The 20,160-nt window shown below is 40.5% G+C and carries 24 protein-coding genes and 1 riboswitch; of the genes, 23 read left to right on the top strand and 1 reads right to left on the bottom strand.

What is annotated here, in order from left to right:
- The 11 genes from spoIIAB (at position 1) to HU823_RS04010 (ending at position 9,161) form a co-directional block, all read left to right on the top strand.
- Positions 1–441 (top strand): anti-sigma F factor, encoded by a 441-nt coding sequence (gene spoIIAB, locus HU823_RS04060; RefSeq protein WP_197221241.1) that lies wholly within the window; start codon positions 1–3, stop codon positions 439–441.
- A gap of 12 nt (positions 442–453) precedes the next feature.
- Entirely contained in the window at positions 454–1,212 is a 759-nt protein-coding gene (gene sigF / locus HU823_RS04055; RefSeq protein WP_144699269.1) for an RNA polymerase sporulation sigma factor SigF, read from the top strand.
- 867 nt (positions 1,213–2,079) lie between these two features.
- Positions 2,080–2,700 (top strand): stage V sporulation protein AA, encoded by a 621-nt coding sequence (locus tag HU823_RS04050; protein ID WP_197221240.1) that lies wholly within the window; start codon positions 2,080–2,082, stop codon positions 2,698–2,700.
- Positions 2,690–3,112: a stage V sporulation protein AB gene (locus HU823_RS04045; RefSeq protein ID WP_197221239.1), complete on the top strand. Its 423-nt coding sequence runs from the start codon at positions 2,690–2,692 to the stop codon at positions 3,110–3,112. The genes HU823_RS04050 and HU823_RS04045 overlap by 11 nt, the downstream gene beginning before the upstream one ends.
- Positions 3,113–3,128: 16 nt before the next feature.
- Positions 3,129–3,584 (top strand): stage V sporulation protein AC, encoded by a 456-nt coding sequence (spoVAC, locus tag HU823_RS04040; protein WP_197221238.1) that lies wholly within the window; start codon positions 3,129–3,131, stop codon positions 3,582–3,584.
- 12 nt (positions 3,585–3,596) lie between these two features.
- Positions 3,597–4,613: a stage V sporulation protein AD gene (gene spoVAD, locus HU823_RS04035; protein WP_144699277.1), complete on the top strand. Its 1,017-nt coding sequence runs from the start codon at positions 3,597–3,599 to the stop codon at positions 4,611–4,613.
- 1 nt (position 4,614) lies between these two features.
- Positions 4,615–4,965, top strand: a complete 351-nt coding sequence (gene spoVAE / locus HU823_RS04030) for a stage V sporulation protein AE (protein ID WP_144699279.1) — start codon at positions 4,615–4,617, stop codon at positions 4,963–4,965.
- A 4-nt stretch (positions 4,966–4,969) separates the two neighbouring features.
- Positions 4,970–5,548 (top strand): stage V sporulation protein AE, encoded by a 579-nt coding sequence (locus tag HU823_RS04025; protein ID WP_197221237.1) that lies wholly within the window; start codon positions 4,970–4,972, stop codon positions 5,546–5,548.
- Positions 5,529–7,004 (top strand): spore germination protein, encoded by a 1,476-nt coding sequence (locus HU823_RS04020; RefSeq protein WP_197221236.1) that lies wholly within the window; start codon positions 5,529–5,531, stop codon positions 7,002–7,004. The genes HU823_RS04025 and HU823_RS04020 overlap by 20 nt, the downstream gene beginning before the upstream one ends.
- Before the next feature lie 59 nt (positions 7,005–7,063).
- Positions 7,064–7,240: riboswitch (Lysine riboswitch) on the top strand.
- A 94-nt stretch (positions 7,241–7,334) separates the two neighbouring features.
- Positions 7,335–8,657 carry a diaminopimelate decarboxylase gene (gene lysA / locus HU823_RS04015; RefSeq protein WP_197221235.1) on the top strand — a complete coding sequence of 441 codons (1,323 nt, stop codon included), beginning with the start codon at positions 7,335–7,337 and terminating at the stop codon, positions 8,655–8,657.
- A 69-nt stretch (positions 8,658–8,726) separates the two neighbouring features.
- A complete protein-coding gene (locus tag HU823_RS04010; RefSeq protein ID WP_066395813.1) occupies positions 8,727–9,161 on the top strand; it encodes a peptidylprolyl isomerase in 435 nt (144 codons plus the stop codon).
- Positions 9,162–9,216: 55 nt separating this feature from the next.
- Here the strand turns inward: HU823_RS04010 and HU823_RS04005 are convergent, their stop codons facing one another.
- Positions 9,217–9,729 carry a DUF309 domain-containing protein gene (locus HU823_RS04005; RefSeq protein ID WP_144699288.1) on the bottom strand — a complete coding sequence of 171 codons (513 nt, stop codon included), beginning with the start codon at positions 9,727–9,729 and terminating at the stop codon, positions 9,217–9,219.
- 134 nt (positions 9,730–9,863) lie between these two features.
- Between HU823_RS04005 and HU823_RS04000 the strand changes: the two genes are divergently transcribed.
- The 12 genes from HU823_RS04000 (at position 9,864) to ccsB (ending at position 20,055) form a co-directional block, all read left to right on the top strand.
- Positions 9,864–10,607: a segregation/condensation protein A gene (locus tag HU823_RS04000; protein ID WP_144699290.1), complete on the top strand. Its 744-nt coding sequence runs from the start codon at positions 9,864–9,866 to the stop codon at positions 10,605–10,607.
- A gap of 6 nt (positions 10,608–10,613) precedes the next feature.
- Positions 10,614–11,204, top strand: coding sequence for an SMC-Scp complex subunit ScpB (gene scpB, locus HU823_RS03995; RefSeq protein ID WP_144699292.1), 591 nt, complete (start codon positions 10,614–10,616; stop codon positions 11,202–11,204).
- Between the two features lie 41 nt (positions 11,205–11,245).
- A complete protein-coding gene (locus HU823_RS03990; protein WP_370630038.1) occupies positions 11,246–11,593 on the top strand; it encodes a hypothetical protein in 348 nt (115 codons plus the stop codon).
- Positions 11,594–11,801: 208 nt separating this feature from the next.
- The gene (locus HU823_RS03985; protein WP_197221233.1) at positions 11,802–12,878 is read left to right on the top strand and encodes a type III polyketide synthase; all 1,077 of its coding nucleotides are present in this window, start codon (positions 11,802–11,804) and stop codon (positions 12,876–12,878) included.
- Positions 12,879–13,433 (top strand): isoprenylcysteine carboxyl methyltransferase family protein, encoded by a 555-nt coding sequence (locus HU823_RS03980; RefSeq protein WP_197221232.1) that lies wholly within the window; start codon positions 12,879–12,881, stop codon positions 13,431–13,433. It abuts the gene before it with no gap.
- A gap of 79 nt (positions 13,434–13,512) precedes the next feature.
- Positions 13,513–14,688 (top strand): D-alanyl-D-alanine carboxypeptidase family protein, encoded by a 1,176-nt coding sequence (locus HU823_RS03975; protein ID WP_144699300.1) that lies wholly within the window; start codon positions 13,513–13,515, stop codon positions 14,686–14,688.
- On the top strand, positions 14,682–15,275 hold the full coding sequence (locus HU823_RS03970; RefSeq protein WP_144699302.1) for a nucleoside recognition domain-containing protein: 594 nt from the start codon (positions 14,682–14,684) through the stop codon (positions 15,273–15,275). The genes HU823_RS03975 and HU823_RS03970 overlap by 7 nt, the downstream gene beginning before the upstream one ends.
- Positions 15,276–15,809 carry a spore maturation protein gene (locus HU823_RS03965; RefSeq protein ID WP_066395796.1) on the top strand — a complete coding sequence of 178 codons (534 nt, stop codon included), beginning with the start codon at positions 15,276–15,278 and terminating at the stop codon, positions 15,807–15,809.
- Positions 15,810–15,902: 93 nt separating this feature from the next.
- Positions 15,903–16,649, top strand: a complete 747-nt coding sequence (locus HU823_RS03960) for a pseudouridine synthase (protein ID WP_144699303.1) — start codon at positions 15,903–15,905, stop codon at positions 16,647–16,649.
- Positions 16,650–16,703: 54 nt separating this feature from the next.
- Positions 16,704–17,228, top strand: a complete 525-nt coding sequence (resA, locus tag HU823_RS03955; RefSeq protein ID WP_144703417.1) for a thiol-disulfide oxidoreductase ResA — start codon at positions 16,704–16,706, stop codon at positions 17,226–17,228.
- 12 nt (positions 17,229–17,240) lie between these two features.
- Entirely contained in the window at positions 17,241–18,845 is a 1,605-nt protein-coding gene (gene resB, locus HU823_RS03950; RefSeq protein ID WP_197221386.1) for a cytochrome c biogenesis protein ResB, read from the top strand.
- A gap of 25 nt (positions 18,846–18,870) precedes the next feature.
- Complete coding sequence (gene ccsB / locus HU823_RS03945; RefSeq protein WP_144699305.1) at positions 18,871–20,055, top strand: c-type cytochrome biogenesis protein CcsB; 1,185 nt, start codon at positions 18,871–18,873, stop codon at positions 20,053–20,055.
- Positions 20,056–20,160: the final 105 nt, after the last annotated feature.

The following is a 20,160-nucleotide window of genomic DNA, read 5'->3' as shown; positions in this document are numbered from 1 at the left end:
ATGAGAAATGAGATGAAGATTCAGTTTTCAGCGTTAAGTCAGAATGAATCTTTCGCGCGTGTGACGGTTGCTGCGTTTATCGCACAGATCGATCCGACTGTTGATGAACTGACAGAGATCAAAACAGTTGTTTCTGAAGCGGTAACGAATGCGATCATTCACGGGTACGAGAACAAAGCAACTGGCATGGTATATATTGAAGCCGCTATTGAAGAAGATACGATTCACGTCACGATTCGTGACGAAGGATTAGGGATTCGTGATCTTGATCAAGCAAGGCAGCCCCTTTATACGTCTAAGCCTGAGTTAGAACGCTCAGGCATGGGTTTTACGATCATGGAGAATTTTATGGATAGTGTAGAAGTCATCTCAGAACCGTCTTACGGAACAACGATTCATTTGACAAAATACTTAACCAAAAATAAAGCTATGTGTAATTAAGGGAGTATGTCTATGGATGTCGAGGTGAAAGGCAGCAAAAGTGAACCGTTTCTTAAGGATGAAGAGATTAAGTTATTGATCAAACAGAGTCAGGATGGAGATCAGTCAGCACGTGATACGATTGTTGAAAAGAACATGCGGCTTGTCTGGTCTGTGGTTCAGCGCTTTTTAAACAGAGGTTATGAAGCAGATGACCTCTTTCAAATCGGCTCTATCGGGCTATTAAAATCTGTTGATAAATTTGATCTTTCGTATGATGTTAGGTTCTCCACCTATGCAGTACCTATGATCATCGGTGAGATACAACGCTTCATCAGAGATGATGGAACAGTTAAAGTCAGCAGATCATTAAAAGAGACCGGTAACAAAGTGCGTAAAGCAAAAGATGAACTTTCTAAATCGCTTGGGAGAACACCTACCATTTCAGAAGTGGCAGAATTTCTAGAAATCGCAGTGGAAGATGTTATTATGGCGCAGGATGCTGTGCGAGCACCACAGTCGATTCATGAAACTGTTTATGAGAATGATGGTGATCCCATTACGCTACTCGACCAAATTTCCGATCATTCGGAAAACAAGTGGTTCGATAAGATCGCATTAAAAGATATTATGGATAAACTTGATGAGAGAGAACGGCTGATTGTTTATTTAAGGTATTTTAAAGACCAAACGCAATCCGAAGTAGCCGACCGGCTGGCCATTTCTCAAGTACAGGTATCCAGGCTCGAAAAGAAAATATTATTGTTTATGAAAAACCAGATGGAGACTTAAACGTCCTATCTGGTTTTTTGCTTTTTTCAAGAACTTGTAAGAGAGTTGATCTCCGCCCCAGGTTGCACGCTTTCCATGGGGCGAACGGCGTTCGAAGAAGTATGTGTGCTCCTGTGTCTACAAGCAAACCCTACCGAAGCGAGCCTCCTCGTCGCATGCCTTACCAGAAGAAATTGCAGGTAGCTGGCACGCTACGAGCCGTTAGGAGTCTCCACCTGTCTAGCTACAGTGGCTAGCCCCTCGAGGTCAAAAGTTAAATGGACAACAAGTCAAAGTGCGCCATGTTAGCCCATTTAACTTTTGCTGGTCGGGGCTGAACAAGTCACTTCCGCTTTTCGGACTGCACGCTCGTCCCATAGGAGTCGGTAACCTTCCGCTCCAATCAACTTTCAATGAAGTAGAAAAAAGCATTTAAAAGCAAAACGTTTAGCGCTCCAATCAACATGAATAGGAAATGAAAAAGAAATTTTAAAAGCTTTTTGTTCACGCAAATTTCACCAAGAGTCTTCTGTACTTAAGTTATGACTTTCAAACTAAAGTTTCAACATCTCTATCTCTAGTGTTACCTAAACTTCGCTGAATAGGTTGATTGTAGTGAAAGGTGCGAGACTCCTGCGGGACGAGCGGACAGGTGAGACACTTAGAGGCGCGAAGCGGCAAGTGGCTCACCGGTCGCCCCGCGGAAAGGGAGCGCCTGAAACGGAAATCAACCACCTACAGAGACATCAATGAAGAAAACAAGAACAAAAAACAAGGACAGCTTTAATTTCAATGGTAGTTTTTGGATGCTGTTACATGTGAAGCATGATAAGAATTCCATCATCGCATACTAAACACAAATGCGCTTAGAAAGAGGTGAAGTGAAAATTGGATAAAACAGTATACCTGCGTATGCGTCAACGTGTACAGGTCATTCAGCATCAGAAAGTCACGATTGGTGAAGTTGCACAGATTGTAGCATCTGATGAATTAGAAGAAGCCATCAAAGGATATATTATCCACGAAGTAACCCCTGAAGATAAGCATTTGATTGTGATCGATGTCATGCGTGTGATTGCGACGATTCAAAAGAAAAAGCCAGGTTTAGACGTCCAGACCATCGGTCCAGTACAATCGATTCTGGAGATTCAGATGCAACAAAAAAAGCTGGCTCCAGTGTATTTTGTTTTGGTGTGGCTTCTGCTTTTTACAGGCTCGGCTCTTGCAATCATGAATTTTCATGAAGATGTAAGCATGCAGCTTGTTCACCAAAAAATCTATTTCATGATCACGGGGCATTATAAGGAGCAGCCTCTATTACTCCAGATTCCATATTCGTTTGGGCTTGGTCTAGGCATGATTCTTTTCTTTAATCATCTTTTCCGAAAAAGACTTAATGAAGAACCAAGTCCTTTGGAAGTTGAGATGTTTAATTATCAGCAAGACCTTGATCAGTATGTGATCGTTCATGAAAACAAAGAAACTGAGAAGAAGATCAATGGGAATTAAAGTATTGCTCGTTGCCTTTATCGGTTTTGGTGGTGGAATAACAGTAGGCTCTGGTCTTGTCGCTCTTATAACGGTTCTTGGAATCGTACCTAGACTGATGCAGCTCTCTAAAACGTATCGATACATCAGAGGTTATGAGTTGAGCATCATATTAGGTGCTGTAATCGGAGGTTGGATGAATTTAAAAAACAGTTCGGTAGGGTTCCCCGCTTTCTTTCTAATACCGATCGGTCTGTTTACCGGGATCTTTATTGGGATGTTAGCCGCAGCGTTAACTGAAGTATTGAACGTACTTCCGATTCTTGCCAAAAGAGTAGGATTTGGCGAGAAGATCATCATTATATTAATGGCAATTGTACTTGGGAAAATCTCAGGATCTTTGTTTCATTGGATGTACTACATTAATCATTAGGGATGTGATTGTACTTATGGCAACTAAAGAAGAACAACAGGCATATGCCGAAAAAATTAAATCGATACAGCCAAAACCACCGTATGTTCTAAATTGTTTAAAAGCTTTTTTAATAGGTGGAATCATCTGCACGATCGGTCAAGCGATTCAAATGTTTTATATGACTTACTTTAATTTTACGCAAGAAACAGCAGGAAATCCGACTGTTGCTACGCTCATTTTAATCGCAGCATTATTAACAGGACTCGGAGTATACGATAAAATCGGTCAATTTGCTGGAGCAGGTTCTGTCGTTCCGGTAACAGGGTTTGCTAACGCCGTTACGAGTGCGGCATTAGAACATAAAAGTGAAGGACTAGTACTTGGAGTCGCGACAAATCTCTTCAAATTAGCTGGAGCTGTTATTGTATTTGGAGCGGTTTCCGCCTACGTTTTCGGTATGATCCGTTACATCTTTCAGCATTTGACATAAAGGAGTGAAGGCATGAACTTATTAGGAAGACAAACATGGAAATTTGCAAACAACATTTACTTAAATGCTGCGGGTACTGCAGTAGGACCGATGGAAAGCGAAGGACCTCTAGGCAGCTATTTTGATAAAACGTATAACAACCTTCACTGCGGACAAAAGAATTGGGAACTTGCGGAACGTCAGTTGATGGAAGATGCGATCAATGCATGTTTGCACAAAGTAAAGATGAAGCCAGAAGACATCAACTTCTTGTTGGCGGGTGACTTGTTAAACCAAATTGTTTCGTCAAACTACACGGCTAGAGGAAACGGTATTCCGTTCCTAGGTGTATTCGGGGCATGTTCAACATCAATGGAGTCATTAGCATTAGGAGCTGCTTTAGTAGATGGCGGATATGCGAATCGAATTGTAGCTGCAGTAAGTTCACACAATGCTACGGCTGAAAGGCAGTTTAGATATCCTACTGAATATGGCGGACAAAAGCCTGATACCGCTACATTTACTGTAACAGGTGCTGGTGCTGCGCTTGTTAGCAAAGAAGTTTCAGATATTAAGATCACGTCGGCAACCGTAGGGAAAGTAGTGGACTTAGGAATCAAGGATCCTTTTGATATGGGATCAGCGATGGCTCCTGCTGCTGCAGACACGATTGCGGCTCATTTTAAAGAGATGGATGTACAACCAGATGAGTACGATCTAATCGCAACAGGTGATCTATCTGGCGTTGGTGCACCGATCGTTAAAATGTTATTAAAAGAGCAAGGTTATGATGTGTCAGACAATCATCGAGATTGTGGATTGATGATCTATCGAAGCGGGCAGCAGGTTTTTGCAGGTGGAAGTGGCTGTGCGTGCTCTGCAGTCGTTACGTATGGATATATTTTAGACGAGATTCGAAAAGGCAATCTGAAGAAAGTCTTAATGGTCGCTACAGGTGCATTATTGAATCCGGTGATGGTTCAGCAAAAAGAGAGTATTCCAACGGTTGCTCACGGCGTGGTTTTAGAGCGAGCGGAAGGAGGGCAATAAGATGGAATTTTTTTGGGCGTTTGTAGTAGGTGGAGCCATATGTGTTGTCGGCCAGCTGATGATGGATGTAATGAAGTTGACTCCGGCTCATGTAACGACTTCCTTCGTAGTAATCGGTGCACTTCTTGATGCTTTTGGTATCTATGATAACTTGATCAAATTTGCAGGTGCAGGTGCTACGGTTCCGATCACAAGTTTTGGTCACTCCCTTCTACACGGAGCGATGGCTTCAGCTGAAGAACATGGCTTTATTGGAATCGCTATGGGGATCTTTGAGTTAACATCTGCAGGAATCTCATCCGCTGTTTTGTTTGGATTTTTAGTAGCAGTAATCTTCGAACCAAAGGGGTGATCACATGGTGAAGAAACGGGTCATTTTCATAACGGATGGAGATCTGTATGCACTACGAGTCGTCGAGCATGCGGCTAAACAAGTTGGAGGACGTTGTATTTCGCATTCTTGGGGAAATCCAACACGAAAAAGTGGTATAGAGCTTGTGGAGATGATCCGAAAAACACCTCATGACCCTGTACTTGTGATGTTTGATGACTGTGGATATAAAGGAGAAGGTCCTGGCGAACATGCGATGAGGTATATTCATCAGCAGAAGGATATCGATGTGATTGGTGCTGTAGCAGTTGCTTCCAAAACACATTTTACAGAATGGACAAAAGTTCATTGTTCAATGGACCGATATGGAGAATTGACCGAATTTGGTATTGATAAGAGTGGAATTCCGGACCTTGAAACAGGAAGGATAAACGGGGATACCGTCTACATCCTCGATGAATTAAATCTTCCTTTCGTTATAGGTGTGGGGGACATCGGAAAAATGGCAGGTTTTGATTCTATTGAAAAAGGGGCTCCAATCACTGTAAAAGCGATACAACTCATATTAGAAAGGAGCGAATCATTTGGCAACCGAAAAAAATAAAACACCGATTAGTAAGAACATCGAAGATACGGAAAGATTTTTAAAAGAACGACTCGGTATTGGCGTGAGTTTTGATGTTGGTGTAAGAAAGATCTTTGTCTTAAAAAAGGAACTTCAGCTGTATTATTGTACGGGACTTTGTGACAGTGAGTTCATCATCATGATCTATCGCGAACTGATGGATATGGATCATGGTCATCGCGCACCGAGTAAAGTAAAAGACCTAGTACATAACCATCTTGCACATCAACAAGTAGAGATAACAAAGTCGTTAGATGAAGCTGTGGACCGTATGCTTTCGGGTCTGATCGTTATATTCATTGACGGTGAAGAAGAAGCATTTGTTGTGGATGTAAGAAGTTATCCAGGGAGATCACCAGAAGAGCCAGACATTGAGAAAGTGGTAAGGGGAGCTCGTGATGGATATACAGAGAATATTATCATCAACACCGCTCTTACAAGAAGACGTATACGTGACGAACGATTACGACACGAAATTCTTCAAGTCGGGGAACGTTCGAAGACGGACGTGTGTTTGTCTTATATTCAGGATGTAGCAGATCCTGGGCTTGTTGACCTCATTAGAAAAGAGCTTAATTCCATTGAGATCGACGGGATACCCATGGCCGATAAGACGATAGAAGAATTTGTAGTAAAGCAAGGCTGGAATCCGTTTCCTTTAGTCCGTTACACCGAAAGACCTGATGTTGCAGCTCAGCACTTGATGGAGGGCCATGTGTTAATCATCACAGATACATCTCCAAGTGTTATCATCACACCTACAACACTTTTTCATCACGTACAACATGCAGAAGAGTTTAGGCAGACACCGTTCATCGGAGCATTCTTAAGATGGACCCGGTTTACTGGAATGCTGGCCTCTGTATTCTTAGTTCCGATGTGGCTATTGTTCTCGATGGAAGAGCAGTTGCTACCACCTTTCATTGATTTTATAGGTCCGAATAAACACACCAACATCCCATTGTTTCTCCAAATTATTTTTGCAGAGATCGGGATTGATATTCTAAGATTGGCTGCCATTCATACACCTAGTGCCTTATCGACCGCCATGGGTCTGATCGCAGCTGTATTGATCGGTCAGATTGCGATTGATGTCGGGTTATTCGTTCCAGAAGTTATTCTTTATGTTGCGATTGCTGCCATTGGGGCCTTCTCTACACCTAGTTATGAGCTGAGTATCGCCAACAGGGTTTTGCGACTTTTTCTGATTATTATGGTCATGCTCTTTAAAGTGCCTGGGTTTATCGTTGGTTTTACCATCATGATCTTGTATATGGCAACGATCAAGAATCTGAACACGCCATACCTATGGCCGTTCATTCCATTTAATCCAAAAGCTTTCCTGCAGATCGTTATACGGATAGCTGTTCCGGTTTCTAAAGTTCGACCGAGTATAGTACATCCGCAGAACACCAAAAAACAGCCAACTAATTAATCTGTCCCTTGCTGATTGTTGAAAATTATGTTAAATTCATAACTAATTAAATATGCCTCATATGAGGTAGAGGCGCAAAACGAATGAGTAGCATATGGAGTTTGTGGATGACGATGAAATATGTTGAAAGGTCAATTTGCCGAAGTGTAGGAAGAGCTCCATCTCTTTCTATGCTGGGCCGCTGCTGAACAAGCAACGGACTGTCACTACAACTGTAGTGGAGAGCTATTCCGACATGAGGGTACGGTTATGACAGCCTGCCTTAGTTGCGGCTGTCTTTTGTATTTGTCGGGATTGAATTCTCTATCAACAACGAGAGGGGAATTTTTTGTGAATTTACACGGAACATCAAAAATTGGAGATAATCATCATCTATGGATCGGTGGTTTAGATACGGTAGATCTAGCGAAGAAATACGGAACACCGCTTTATCTGTATGACCTATCCTTAATTAAAAATAGAGCAAGAGGCTTTAAAAAAGCATTCGAGGAAAATGGGGTTGGATATCAAGTCGCTTATGCTTCAAAAGCTTTTTCATCGATCGCTATGTTTCAGCTAATCGAGCAAGAAGGATTGAGTCTCGATGTAGTTTCAGGCGGTGAACTTTACACAGCACTTCAAGCCGAATTTCCACCTGAGAGAATACACTTTCATGGAAACAACAAGAGCTTAGCAGAATTAGAATTTGCACTTACCGCTGGAGTCGGCTGTATAGTAGTGGATAACTTTCATGAGATCTCATTGTTGAAAATGCTGAGCAGCAAACTGAACAAAAAAGTAGACATCTTACTGCGTTTAACTCCAGGAATCGAAGCGCATACCCATGATTACATCATTACAGGTCAGGAAGATTCTAAATTTGGATTTGATCTAGGAAATGGTCAAGGAGACAAAGCACTTCAAGAAGTACTTGCATTTGAAGGCTTTCGAGTTTTAGGGATTCATTGTCATATTGGCTCTCAAATCTTTGAAACAGAAGGGTTCACCCTTGCGATTGAAAAGTTATTCGGTCACTTCAAGAAGTGGGAAGAAAACTATAGCTATTTTCCAAGTGTCGTAAACCTTGGAGGCGGGTTCGGCATTCAATACACATCAGAGGATACACCGCTTTCTCCTGAACAGTACGTTTCTGCGATGATTGTAGAAGTGAAAAAGCAGATGATTCACTTTGAAAGGCAAGATCTGCCTGAACTTTGGATCGAACCAGGCCGTTCACTCGTAGGTGATGCAGGTACGACGATCTATTCGATCGGCTCACAAAAAGAGATCGAAGGAGTTAGACACTATGTTTCCATTGATGGTGGGATGACAGATAACATTCGTCCTGCACTCTATCAAGCAAAATATGAAGCATTCGTAGCAAATAAGATGAACGCAGAACCAACTCAAACGGTATCTATCGCAGGCAAATGCTGTGAGAGTGGCGATATGTTGATCTGGGACATCGCCCTTCCTGAAGTATGTGAACACGACTTCTTAGCAGTTTCCTGTACCGGTGCTTACGGTTATAGTATGGCGAGCAACTATAATAGAATCCAGCGGCCGGCTGTGGTTTTTGTAGAGAACGGTGAAGAACAGCTGGTAGTTAAGCGGGAAACGTATGAAGACCTTATCAAGAACGATGTTCCGTTAAAATCGAATGTTTTTGTGTAAATTAGTTTACGGAGCAGCCATTTAACCGTACAATGGTAGTTGAATGAAGTAGAAGGAGGCCTGTTTTTTATGAAAAAAGGTTCGATTGAATTTGAAAACGGCGAAAAAATTGTATTTGATCTGTATCAGGAGGAAGCACCTGGAACAGTAGAAAACTTTGAAAAACTTGCAAACGAAGGATTTTACAACGGTGTAACGTTCCACCGTGTTATCCCTGGATTTGTTGCTCAAGGTGGAGATCCAACAGGAACTGGAGCTGGCGGCCCTGGTTATTCAATTCCTTGTGAAACAGAAGGAAACCCGCATAAGCACGTAGCGGGATCTCTTTCAATGGCGCATGCTGGCCGTGATACAGGTGGAAGCCAATTCTTTATCGTACACGAGCCACAGCCGCACTTGAACGGTGTTCATACTGTTTTTGGACAAGTTACAGAAGGTTTGGAAACAGTACTTCGTATTAAACAAGGCGATGTAATGAAAGAAGTTAAAGTTTGGGAAGAATAATTTCCAAATAAGAAAAGCTCCGGATTTTTCCGGAGCTTTTTTATGCTTTAGGCAATTATAAATTTCTGTTTTTCATAAGTTTTTGTCTATTTCGTTCATCAATAACAGTGGATCGGTCTCTTAAAAAGTGTTTATTAACGATGTTTTCATCCACTACGGTTGATAAAGACCACTCTTCTTCCGTCACACCAGCTTTTAATAAACATACGCGCATTAGGTCAGTTGAAAGTGGAAGTGCTATCGACTCAAAAGGTTGCTGTTGCACAATTTTTTGTGTAATTCTATCGAGTACTTCATAAAATGGTTCAGCTTCTATCCCGAGTTCTTTCAGTGCTGATTCCTCTTTTTGCAGCTTCACTTTACAACTCAGGATCATTCGTTTAGCTCCGTTATTGTTGCCGCGCCGATGGTGATAAAGAGCTACTGCAAGCTGAATCAATCCAGGCCACAGATCCCCTTTCATTCCCTCGTTCTTCCAATGCTCCTCAAGCACCTCATGACATTCAAAGTAATCTTGATCTCTATGAAAATGCACCAAGTATTCAATCCATGGTTTTGGATAAGTCACTAATCGTTCACGCCCCTTAATAAGCTCAACTTTAAGTTTACCATATGCACAGCATGAATAAAAACAAGCCGCGAGACTCACAAAATATGATATAATTTTATAATACAAAATCGCTTAAAAACTGGGGAAATGTTATGCAATATAGTGTGAAGCTTGATGGATTTGAAGGTCCGCTAGATTTACTGCTTCATTTGATACAAACCTACGAAGTGGATATTTATGATATTCCGGTAGCCATCATAACTGAGCAATACCTTCAATATATACATACGATGAAAGAACTTAAACTTGATGTAGCAAGTGAATTTCTAGTTATGGCAGCTACTCTTCTTGCGATTAAAAGCAAGATGCTGCTACCAAAGCATGAAGAAGAGCTCTTTGAGAACCAAATGGAACTTGAGATGGAAGATGATCCAAGAGATGAGTTAGTAAGAAGACTCGTTGAATATAGAAAGTACAAGCACGCTGCTGATGAACTTAAAGAAAGAGAATCGGCAAGAAGTTTAATATACACCCGTCAGCCAGCTGATCTCTCTCAATTTGAAAAAGAAGAGTCGGCAAAGCAAGTGACGAATGTAACGCTTTATGATATGTTGCAAGCTATGCAAAAAGTCTTTCAAGAAAAGGTCACGCGGGCACCAAGACAAACGACCATTGAACGGCAAGAGATTCCGATCGAAAAAAGGATGGAACAGATAAAAACCTCTCTTCTTTCAGTAGGCGGACGAAAAAAATTCACAGACCTTTTTGATAAGAGTACAAAAGAACATGTTGTTGTTACCTTTCTTGCTATATTAGAACTTATGAAAGTAAAATCAATTAATTGCGAGCAACAAGATCATTTTAGCGAAATATATATAACGATGTTAGAGGAGTAATATGATTTGGAACGAAATGAATATAAAGCGGTTGTTGAGGGTTTGCTTTTTGTCAGTGGAGATGAAGGCATCGACAGAAAACAGATCGCTCAAGTGCTGGAGATCGACAGCAAAGAACTTGATCCCATCATTGAAGAATTAAAACTAAGTTATGCTTCATCAGAGCGAGGGATGTCAATTGTTGAATATGCAGGATCCCTTCAGTTTGTAACAAAGCCTGAACATGCTTCCTTTTACGAACGCCTCGTTGAAACACCTGGTCATGCAACACTTTCTCAAGCTGCCCTTGAAACGCTTGCAATCATTGCTTATAAACAGCCGATTACAAGGTCAGAGATCGAAGAAGTAAGAGGTGTAAAAACGGAGAAACCGCTGCAGACTCTTTCTGCAAAAGGATTAGTAAAAGAAGTGGGAAGAGCAGAAGGAACAGGACGAGCAATATTATATGGTACAACGAAAGCATTCTTAGAACATTTTGGGTTGCAAAGTGTAAAAGAGCTGCCTCCACTTCCAGAGAACATCCAGGAAGAAAATGTAGAACAAGAAGCAGATCTGTTCTTTTCTAAGTTTCAAGAATCACTATCTACCGATGAATAGCAAGGGGGAGTCATGCGTTGTTGATTCAACATATTAGTGGTATGGAGTTAGAAAAAGAAAAGCCGAATACATCAGAAGATTTTTTTAACCGTTCAGAAGTGACCTATGAACTTGGCGGAAAAACTCAAACATTTCATCTTCTTTATGTAAGATACTTTGAAGAAAAACTTCAAGAAGAATTAACACACCATGACTTTTGGAACAGCTATTTAAGCTTTTATAAGATTACGGAAATTGCAGCCCTTACAGCATTACTCAAGGATCCTGCCTATCTAAAACGTAAACGAAGTTATATCAACAACTATGAGGAATTTAAAAACCTTTTCATCGAACCGAACGAAGAGTTACTAAGATCACATCTAAATACTTTAAAACAAACAACAAAGTAAACAGCCTTTGAAATTCATTCAGGCTGTTTTTTGTTTTTTCTCTTTTTATACAAGTTATTTGAGGCGTAAGGTTGCCTGAAGCAGAAATCAACTACCAACTACTGCGAAGTTCACTCGAAAACAGACGAATCTTTTAAGTCACCGTTTTAAAAGGCTGTTTAAGGGTAAATTACTAAAAAAGGATTTGCAACCGAAGGAGAGAGATCAATTGCCAAGAATAGCAGCAGTAGAAACAATAAATCCACCTCATAAACTTTCTCAAGATCAAACAATGGAATTTGCAAGAAACCTATTTCAAGACGCGTTCTCAGATATTGAACGCTTGCTCAAAGTTTTTCAGAATGGTGAGATTGAATCACGGTATTTCGCAATGCCTATAGAATGGTTTAAAGAAAAAAGAAGTTTTCAAGAAAAAAATGATTTATACATAGATTTTGCAACAAATTTAGGAGCAGAATGTATCGAAAAAGTCATGTCTGATCAAAGATTAAACATGTCATATGAAGACATTGATGCTATTTTTTTCATTTCTAGTTCGGGTTTATCCACTCCGAGTATTGAAGCTAGGATCATGAACATCCTGCCATTTTCATCACATACAAAGAGGATCCCAATCTGGGGATTAGGATGTGCTGGTGGTGCATCAGGTTTTTCAAGAGCTTACGATTATTGTAAAGCATATCCAAAATCAAACGTCCTCGTTTTAAGTGTGGAACTTTGTTCGCTAACATTTCAGCACGAAGATCTTTCTAAGAGCAATTTAGTAGGAACATCTTTGTTTGCGGATGGTGTTGCTTGTGCGCTAATCTGCGGAGATGAGTCTGACACGGCCAAAACATCAGAAGTATCTCCTTACATAAAAGACACGATGTCCACATTGAAGCCGCATTCTGAAGATGTGATGGGTTGGGAAGTAAGGGACACGGGTTTGTATGTTGTCTTTTCAAGAGATATTCCAAACGTCATCCGTACGTGGCTTAAACCAAACGTAGATGAGTTCTTAGACCGAAATCAGCTTGCTGGAGAACAGATCAAACATTTTATTGCACACCCTGGCGGTAAGAAAGTTTTACAAGCATACGTGGATGCGCTAGGAATTCCGTTGTCCAAGACAGATGTGTCGAGAGACGTCTTACGGGAAAATGGAAATATGTCATCTGCGACCGTTTTCTATGTCTTAAAAAATTTTATGCAAACAAAAAAAGATGAGGGAGATCTTGGTGTGATGGCTGCTTTAGGACCAGGTTTTTCTTCTGAACTTCTTTTAGTGGAATGGAGGAAGTAGATGAACTGGTTTCTTCTATTTTGGGGTTTTCTTATCGTACAGAGATTAGCAGAAGTAAGGGTCGCTAAATCTAATGAAAAGAAGCTTTTGAGTAAAGGTGCTGTAGAAGCTGGGAAAGATCATTATAAATGGATGGTTTCGATGCACGTAGCTTTCTTTGTTGTTTTCTTTATTGAAGTGTATGTGTTTAAAGCACAGCCGCCTAGCTGGTGGACTGTTCCTTTTGTGCTGTTTTTAATGGCGCAAGTGATCCGTGTATGGGCCATTTCGTCATTAGGTGAGTTTTGGAATACGAAGATTATTCTATTACCTGGTGCGAATGTAGTGGCAAAAGGTCCATATCGTTTTATGAGACATCCCAACTATACGGTAGTCTCCTTGGAACTTTTAGTCATGCCCCTCATTTTTGGCGCTTATTTTACGGCTATTCTTTTCACGATTTTAAATATCTTCATGTTAAGAGTGCGGATTCCAGCTGAAGAAAAAGCACTCATGGAACTAACAGACTACGAAAAAAGCCATGGTCAAAAACAACGATTTTTTCCTTCTCAATAATTTGCGGAAGTAAATCCCATTCATAACCTGTCCTTGTTTGCATAAACTTTTACAAAACACCTAAAGGGCGGGATTATGAATGAAACGAACCTTAAAACGAAAACCATTGCTGCTCGTTATGATCTGTTTGCTTATCCTTGCTGCATTCCCGCAAGAAGCAAAGGCTGAACCCGGTGTATCAGCAAATGCTGCTGTGTTGATGGAGCAATCATCTGGAAGAGTATTGTATGGGCGCAATGAACATCGCCCCATGAGAATAGCAAGTATCACTAAGATCATGACGGCAATCCTTGCGATAGAATCAGGAAAGATGAACGATACGGTTACCATTACGGAAGCTGCCTCACGAACTGAAGGGTCATCTCTCTATTTAAAACCAGGTGAAAAGATTCCATTAAAAGATTTAGTGTATGGCTTGATGCTTCGATCCGGCAATGATTCAGCTGTTGCGATTGCTGAGCATGTAGGAGGGAGTCTGGATGGCTTTTCCTATTTGATGAATCAAAAAGCAGAAGAGATCGGTATGAAGCACACTCGGTTTAGAAATCCACATGGACTGGATACTCATGAAGATCATTATTCAACCGCTTATGATATGGCTATTTTAACGAAGTATGCGATGAATAATGATACGTTTAAAGATGTGTCATCGACGAAGGTCTATCGATCAGAACAAACCGGTGAAAAGTGGGATAGAGTGTGGCGAAACAAGAATAAGATGTTAAAGCTTTATGAATATTCCACTGGTGGCAAAACTGGATATACTAAACGTGCAAAAAGAACTTTAGTATCAACTGCAGAAAAAGATGGAATGGAACTGATTGCTGTTACACTGAACGATCCAAACGACTGGGATGATCATCGGAATTTGTTTGAGTGGGGCTTTCATTCGTTTAAGATGACAGAACTGATAAAAGAAGGCGAAATTTCCGGCATTAAAGATAAAGGATACAAAGGGAAAGTAGAAGCGGCTCGAACGTTCACTTATCCTTTACAAAAAGAAGAGATCGGTCAGATCTCTTCTTCCATCCAGTTGTATGAACTTCCGAAGTCGGGCAAGTGGGAAAAAGATAAGGTGCCTAAACCCGTTGGCAGGTATTTCGTAGATTTAAAGGAAACGAGAATCGCTGATCTTCCACTTTACTACGATGGCAAAGCATTGATCAAACCTGATCAGGGAGGTCTATGGTCGTCATTTAAGAGCATATTCAACAAATTGTTTTTTGTAGCTAAGGAAGACAATCGCCTATGGTGAATTACATCTGGGTAGGAATGATGGTAATCGGCTTCATTGTGGCAGGAATTAATGGCACGATGGATAAAGTGAACGAAGCGATTTTCACGAGTGCAAAAGAAGCGGTCACGTTAAGTTTTGGAATGATCAGTATTTTAGTATTTTGGTTAGGAATCATGAAGATCGCAGAAAAAGGCGGCTTATTAGAAGTGTTGGCGATCCTGTTTCGCCCAATCGTTAAGCGCCTTTTCCCAGATATACCAAAGGATCACCCTGCTCAAGGCTACATCCTATCAAATATGGCAGCTAACCTGCTTGGACTAGGAAATGCTGCAACACCAATGGGAATTAAAGCGATGGAACAGCTAAAGATATTAAATGGCGGAAAAAACGAAGCAAGCCGGTCGATGATAACGCTTCTTGCGATTAACACTTCAAGCATTACGCTAATCCCTACTACGATTATCGCAATCAGGATGAGCTATAACTCGGCATCGCCGACTGATATTGTTGCGCCTACATTGATTGCAACTGCAATTTCAACGGTGGGTGCTATATTAATAGATCGATATTATTATTACCGCTCTCTACCTAAGGGAGGGAAATAGATGTCGATCGTCCAATCCTTTTCCATTTGGTTTATTCCTTTTTTGATCGGATTTATCCTTTTGTATGGTACTTATAAAAAAGTCCCAACCTATGAGACTTTTGTAGAAGGCGGTAAAGAAGGTTTTTCGATCGCGATCAACATCATCCCTTTTTTAGTCGGTATGCTTGTTGCCATTTCAGTTTTTCGGGCATCAGGAGCTCTGGATTATGTCATGATGGCGATGCGTCCGCTATTTTCATTGTTTCATATTCCAGCAGAAGTTGTTCCGCTAGGGCTTATGAGGACGATTTCAGGAACAGGCGCTCTTGGGATGACATCAGATTTAATCGCTACACACGGTCCTGATTCTTTTATAGGAAGACTCGCTTCTACGATACAAGGAAGCACAGATACAACATTTTATGTGCTGACCGTTTATTTTGGAGCGGTTGGTATAAAAAAGATGAAATACGCGTTAAAAGTAGGATTATTAGCTGATTTGATAGGATTTTTAGCATCGATAGCTGTGATCTCTCTATTGTTTTATTCATAATTCGATAAAAAAGAGCCGTTGAGGCTCTTTTTTACGTTTACTGAGGTTGAGAATTACGAATAATGAAGGTATGATGAGACATGAGGTGAAATCATGGAACGATTGCAAAAAGTAATTGCACAAAGCGGCGTAACTTCCAGAAGAAAAGCGGAGGAGTTAATTCGTGAAGGCAAAGTGAAAGTGAACGGAAATGTAGTGACCGAACTCGGCACAAAAGTAGGTACAAAAGATAAGATTGAAGTGAATGAGATTCAAATTCAACGGGAACAACCCGTTTATTTTTTGATGTATAAACCTTCAGGTGTGATCACGGCAGTTTCGGATGATAAGGGAAGAAAAGTAGTAGCTGACTACTTTAAAGACATTATTGAACAGCGTGTGTTCCCTGTTGGAAGATTGGATTATGATACGACAGGTGCCATCATCATGACGAACGATGGTGAGTTTGCGAACGTACTTATGCATCCACGTTATCAGCTCGATAAAGTATACATTGCAAAAGTAAAAGGAATTCCTTCAAGAGAAAGAATCAAGCAACTTGAAAGAGGAATTCGCTTAGAGGATGGAATGACAGCTCCTGCTAAAGTGAAAGTAACATCGATCGATAAGAAAAAAGGAACAGCGATCATCGAGCTTACGATTCATGAAGGAAAGAACCGTCAAGTTAAGCGTATGTTAGAAGCGATCGGAACCCCTGTTATGAAATTAAAGCGTGAAAGATATGGCTATTTAGATCTTAAAGGCCTGAATCCAGGTGAGTTTAGAGAACTTACTCCACATGAAATCAAACAGCTTAGAAATCTGGCTGTCACACAAACGTCAAAAAAAAGCCGTAGATAGGCTTTTTTTTCAAGTTATAGTAAAATGGAAGCGGCTTAAAGGAGCGGATGGATGTTGAAAAAAAACAGGTTTTGGTTTCGCTCTGCTCTGCTTGCCATTTTAGTTGTTGCGGTCGGTTATACGATATACAACAGTATGAATGAAGAGTCAGGTACATACATAAGTAAAGGCGATACGGCTCCAAATTTTGTGCTAACCGATCTGAATGGCAAACAAGTAGAGTTAGAAGATTATCGTGGTAAAGGTGTTTTCTTGAACTTCTGGGGTACGTGGTGTAAACCTTGTGAACGAGAGATGCCCTATATGCAAAGGCAATACGAGAAATACAAAGATCAGGGTGTAGAAATCCTTGCTGTAAACGTTAGCGAAACAAACGTATCCGTAAAAAATTTTGTTGATCGCTATCGCATGAGCTTTCCTGTCCCTATGGATAAACAAAGAGAAGTAACAAAAGCTTACGGCATAGGACCGATTCCTACTACGATTTTGATTGATAAGAACGGAAAAGTAGTGGAACGGACAAGTGAATCATTATCAGAGAAAAAAATTATTTCCTTCATGGAAAAAATAAAGCCGTAACGGGGTGAAATGATGCAAACGATAACATGTGAATGCGGCCACTCTAACCCATACGGAACAAGCCTTTGTCAAGCTTGCGGAAAACCGTTGAAGCAAGATGTTGAAATACTTTCAAGCATGAGATACGAAGGAAGCGCGAGGCGATCCCAAACCTATAAACAAACACTTATAGATAAGATTTGGAACTTCTTTTCGTCTGTTAAAGTCGGAGTATGGCTCATTGTCATTATTTTAGTAGCAGCGGCGATCGGAACCATTTTTCCACAAGAGACGTTCATACCTCCAAATGTTGATCCTGCGACTCATTATGAAAGCGAATACGGTACGCTCGGACTTATCTATTATTTGTTAGGATTTCATAACCTTTATGGTTCTTGGTGGTTCATTCTTCTACTAGGAATGTTAGGACTCTCTATCATTATTGCCAGTCTTGATCGTGGTATACCGCTTTATAAAGCATTAAAGACCCAAAGAGTCACAAGACATGATCAATTCATGAAGAATCAGCGCTTGTTCTCAAAAAGCAGTGATGTGGAACTTGATGAGATTAAGTACACGCTTGAATCTCTTCGTTACAAAGTTCGAGAAGAAAATGGCAACCTTTTTGCAGAGAAGGGCCGTTTTTCAAGATGGGGAGCTTATGTAAACCATGTTGGACTGATCATCTTTTTAACGGGAGCGATGCTTCGATTCTTTCCAGGAATGTACGTTGATGATATCTTATGGGTGCGAGAAGGAGAAAAAGCATCGATTCCAGGCACTTCAAGTGAAGAAGGACAATATTATCTAGAAAACAACGACTTCATTCTTGAGATGTATGATAAGGAAGAAAAGAAGTTTAATAGTGCGCTTAGTTCTGTAGATGGAGAAGTCGCAAAAAACTATCAAAGTAATGTTACTCTCTATAAAACAAAAGAGAACCATACGATCGGAGCCGAGCCAGAGCTTGAAAAAGTTAAGAGTGGTGAGATTCGAGTGAACGAACCGTTTAAGTTCGACTCGTTTGCTCTTTATCAAACAGACTTTAAGCTTAACGAGTTTTACAAGATGAGCTTCGAACTCGAAGAAAAAGCAACAGGTAACAAATTTGGTAAATTAACAGTAGATCTTCATGACCCTAAGAAAGAGTATGATCTAGGCGACGGCTATAAAGTTAAGATCGAAGAATACTTTCCAAACTTCGTCCTAAACGACCAGAACCAGCCATCAACTGTTAATAACTTACCTGATAACCCTGCGTTTGTTTTCTCTATGTATTCTCCTAAAACACCAGAAGGAGAAAAAGCATTTGTAGGAATTCAGAAAAATATTGATTCCGGTGAGAATCAGTTTAAAATGACATTCGCTGGTATAGAAACGAAAGATCTAACGGCGCTTACAGTCCGAAAAGACCATACGCTTTGGATTATCGCGCTTGGTGGAATCATCTTTATGATAGGTGTTACACAAGGTTTATATTGGAACTATAGAAGAATTTGGATCAAACAAAATGCAGGTGAAGTATGGGCTGCGGCGCATACGAACAAGAACTGGTATGGCTTGAAAAAAGATGTGGAATTTCTGTCTGATAAGACCAATCTCACACCTTTAGAAGAAAAAGAAACAGCTTCAAAGTAATGCTGTTCAAGCGGGAGGGTTAATGATGGCTGAAATCAGCAGTACACTTTTATATAGTGCATTTATTATTTACTTGTTCTCTACTCTATTCTTTGCAATGTCTATTTCAGATAAAAAAGGAAAAGATGCTGTTCATACAAAAAAGTGGGGAAAAATAGGGTTCATAAGTTCATGTGTAGGTTTTGCAGCTCAACTAGGCTATTTTATTACAAGGTGGATGGCAAGTGGACATGCTCCTGTAAGTAACTTGTTTGAGTTTACTACGTTTTTTGGCATGATGATGGTACTCGCATTTATTATTTTATACATCATCTATCGTACGAACGGCCTTGGTGTTTTTGCGATGCCAATAGCCGTTCTCGTCATCGCGTATGCAAGCATGTTTCCAAGAGATATCTCTCCGCTGATTCCTGCACTTCAAAGTGACTGGCTAAAGATCCATGTTACGACAGCGGCGCTTGGAGAAGGAATCCTTGCGATCTCTTTCGTATCTGGACTGATATATTTGATCCGTACAGTTGATCAGACGGTCTCGTCAAAAAAGACTTTATGGTTAGAGATCATCCTATACAGCTTGATTGCTGTTGTTGGGTTCATTTTTGTTTCCATCGGGTTCAAGGGTGTTGGGTATGAAACAACATTTGAGATGATGGATGATAACAATCAAGCAGTTAAAGTAGTTTACGATATGCCAGCTATCGCTGGACCTAGTAACGGAGAGCAACTTGACGATTCTTTTGGACCATTATTCAGAACTCCATCTTGGATGAACGGTGTCGATGCTTCTATTAAGCTAAATACGTTTATCTGGTCACTATTAGCAGGAGCTGCCCTTTACGGCTTGCTTCGCCTAATTTTAAGAAAACGAATAGCAGCAGCTCTTCAAACAAAAGTTAAGATGAAACCAGATCTTCTTGATGAGATCAGCTACCGAGCAGTTGCAATCGGTTTTCCTATATTTACACTAGGAGCACTTATCTTTGCTATGATTTGGGCTCAGCAAGCTTGGTCAAGATTTTGGGGATGGGATCCAAAAGAAGTTTGGGCTCTTATCACGTTCTTGTTCTATGCCGCATTTCTTCATTTACGATTATCAAGAGGCTGGCACGGAGAAAAGTCTGCTTGGCTTTGCGTGTTAGGGTTCTGGATCATCACATTTAACTTGATCGCGGTAAACCTTGTTCTTGTAGGATTGCATTCATACGCTTAAAGATTTAAGAAGTCTCTCTTTTATTAGAGAGACTTTTTTAAAAGAGACGAACATGATCAACTACATAATGACCTTTAGGAATTGTTGTTTTAATCATTTTTATTA

It is taken from the genome of Fictibacillus sp. 18YEL24, from assembly GCF_015903855.1.
Taxonomy (GTDB): Bacteria; Bacillota; Bacilli; order Bacillales; family Fictibacillaceae; genus Fictibacillus; species Fictibacillus phosphorivorans_C.
The sequence above is the reverse complement of the archived record's forward strand: the minus strand, read 5'-3'. Positions and strand labels throughout refer to the sequence as shown.